Source organism: Amycolatopsis sp. La24, from assembly GCF_029087445.1.
In the GTDB taxonomy this organism is placed as follows: Bacteria; Actinomycetota; Actinomycetes; order Mycobacteriales; family Pseudonocardiaceae; genus Amycolatopsis; species Amycolatopsis nivea.
The window spans coordinates 1-2161 of sequence record NZ_JARACH010000140.1; the positions used below are offsets into that span (position 1 = coordinate 1).

Below are 2161 nucleotides of genomic sequence, written 5' to 3' on the forward strand. Positions count from 1 at the left end.
GCCCGCCCCGCCCTCACCGCCGAGGCAGAGGTACTCCTCGCAGTCGCCGAGGCAGCGCGCGACCAGCGTCCGGTCAAACTCGCCTACACCGCGGCGCACGGTCGAAGCAGCGAACGCGTCGTCGAGCCGTACGGTGTCGTGGCACATTCCGGCCGTTGGTATCTCACCGGCTTCGACTCAAGTGCCGGACAGGTGCGCACGTTCCGCGTCGACCGCATCGAGCGGGCCGAACCGCAGGACGGAACCTTCAGCGCCCCAACGGATTTCGACCCCGCCCGCCAAGTACTGACCGGCATCGCCGAAGCACCGCACCAGCACGAGGTAGCAGTGCGGATCCGCGCGACCGCAGAAGAAATCCGCGCGATGTTCCCGCCGTCCATCGCCATTCTGGAAGCCGACGACCCGTGGGTCCGCGCGCGCATCCGGGCCGAACGCCTCGACTGGATCCCGCCGCGCCTCGCCGCACTCGACCGGCCGTTCGTCATCGAGCGGCCGGACGCACTCCGCGACCAGATGCGCGCGCTCGCCGACCGGCTGACCGGTTACGCCGGATCCTCCTCCAGCGCGACATCCAGCAACGCACCCAGCTCGTTGAGCTGAGCCGCCGAAAGCCGGCTGAACGACTTCTTCACCACGACGTCCGCCAGTTCCTGCCCCGCCGCCCGCAGCTCCGAGCCCTTCTCCGTAAGCCGATGCCGCACCGCGCGACCCGGCCCCGGCACCCGCTCGATCAGGCCGCGCTCGACCATCCGCGCGGCCAGCGTGCCGAAGGACTGGTCGGTCTGAAAGGTCAGCACGGCAAGGTCGTGCAGCGACGCCTCCGGGTGATTCGCCAAGTGCCGCAAGGTGTCCCACTGCACGAGCGACAGCCCGAGCGGCTGCAACGCCTGGCTCAGCGCGCGGTGATGGCGGTGCTGCAGGCGCTTGACGGCCAGTGCGACGTCGGCGTGGCGGTACCTCATAGCCGGGGAGCCTACCCCGTAGCGAAACAGGTTGCTTATATAAACTTCCTTATATAAGGTTCCTGATATGACTTCCTCGGAGACGCTCCAGATCCCCTCGGCCGGACCGGTCGAACTCGCCGTCCACGACCGCACCCAGACGTTCCTGCTGCTGCACGGCGGAGGCGGCGTCGCGACGATGGCCGGTTTCGCCGACCTGCTGGCGGAACGCACCCACTCGCGCGTCCTGCTCCCCACCCACCCCGGTTTCAACGGCACCCCGAAAGCGGCTGAACTCACCGACGTCACCGCACTGGCCAAGGCGTACGTCGCCCTGCTAGACCACCTAGACGCCTCGAACGTGACCGTGATCGGCAACTCCTTCGGCGGCTGGCTGGCCGCGGAAATCGCCCTGCTGCACAGCCCGCGCGTCAGCCGCGCAGTGATCGTGGACGGCATCGGCATCGAAGTCGCCGGACACCCACTGGCCGACGTCCGCGGCAAGACCGTCGCCGAAATCCAGCAGTTCTCGTTCCACGACCCGTCAAAGGCCCCGGTACCGCCCGCCGGGAGCACCGGCCCGAGCCCGGACGTCCTGGCACTGGTGGGTTACACCGGCCCGGCGATGACCGACCCGACACTGGCCGAGCGACTGGGCAAAGCGGACATCCCGGTCCACGTCCTGTGGGGCGAAAGCGACCGCATCGCCGATCCTGGGTACGGCGAGGCCTATGCCGCGGCGATCCCGGGTTCGACCTTTACTGTGCTTCCTCGTACCGGGCATTTGCCGCAGGTCGAAACGCCGGAGGAACTGCTCGGCGCGCTGCTCGCCCTTGACGCATAACCACGACAACCCGCGGGGAACCAGAACTCCGACCCACTTTGCGCCGCGTCCGGCGGCAGATGCCCGCCGCGCGACTGGCGAACGAGTACGGCCCCGCGGAAGAAACGGCGTGGTGCACCGCCTGGCACGTACCGTCCGGCGACCCCCCTAAAGTCTCCCGCGACCAAGGCCGCGCGGAAGCACGCTCGGCACAGGCAGAGCACGCCCTCCGCCGACCGAATTCTTCCGCCAGCTCCGCGCTACCCGGCCGTATCGCGCCGCACCTCGCGCCCCGCCGAGTCGCACCCGACGACCTCGCCGCGCCCCGCCTCGCGACCCCCGCCGCACCCCACCTCACATCCCTGTCGCGCCCCACCGCGCCTCCCCGCCGCACGCC

3 protein-coding genes are annotated in these 2161 nt (G+C 69.6%); 2 read left to right on the plus strand and 1 reads right to left on the minus strand.

Annotation, left to right across the window (positions count from 1 at the left end; translation table 11 throughout):
- On the plus strand, window positions 1–600 hold a 600-nt coding region (locus PUT80_RS46160), incomplete at its 5' end, for a WYL domain-containing protein (RefSeq protein ID WP_275295914.1).
- Here the strand turns inward: PUT80_RS46160 and PUT80_RS46165 are convergent.
- On the minus strand, window positions 543–962 hold the full coding sequence (locus tag PUT80_RS46165; protein WP_275295915.1) for a MarR family transcriptional regulator: 420 nt from the start codon (window positions 960–962) through the stop codon (window positions 543–545). The two genes, PUT80_RS46160 and PUT80_RS46165, sit on opposite strands and share 58 nt — an antisense overlap.
- A 67-nt stretch (window positions 963–1029) precedes the next feature.
- Here PUT80_RS46165 and PUT80_RS46170 point away from each other — a divergent pair, with 67 nt between their 5' ends.
- Window positions 1030–1785, plus strand: a complete 756-nt coding sequence (locus tag PUT80_RS46170) for an alpha/beta hydrolase (protein WP_275295916.1) — start codon at window positions 1030–1032, stop codon at window positions 1783–1785.
- The last annotated feature ends 376 nt before the right edge of the window (window positions 1786–2161 follow it).

Bases quoted from the DNA above. Each gene is read 5' to 3' on its own strand.
- PUT80_RS46165 (WP_275295915.1), bottom strand. From the start codon at position 962: ATGAGGTACCGCCACGCCGACGTCGCACTGGCCGTCAAGCGCCTGCAG.
- PUT80_RS46170 (WP_275295916.1), top strand. From the start codon at position 1,030: ATGACTTCCTCGGAGACGCTCCAGATCCCCTCGGCCGGACCGGTCGAA.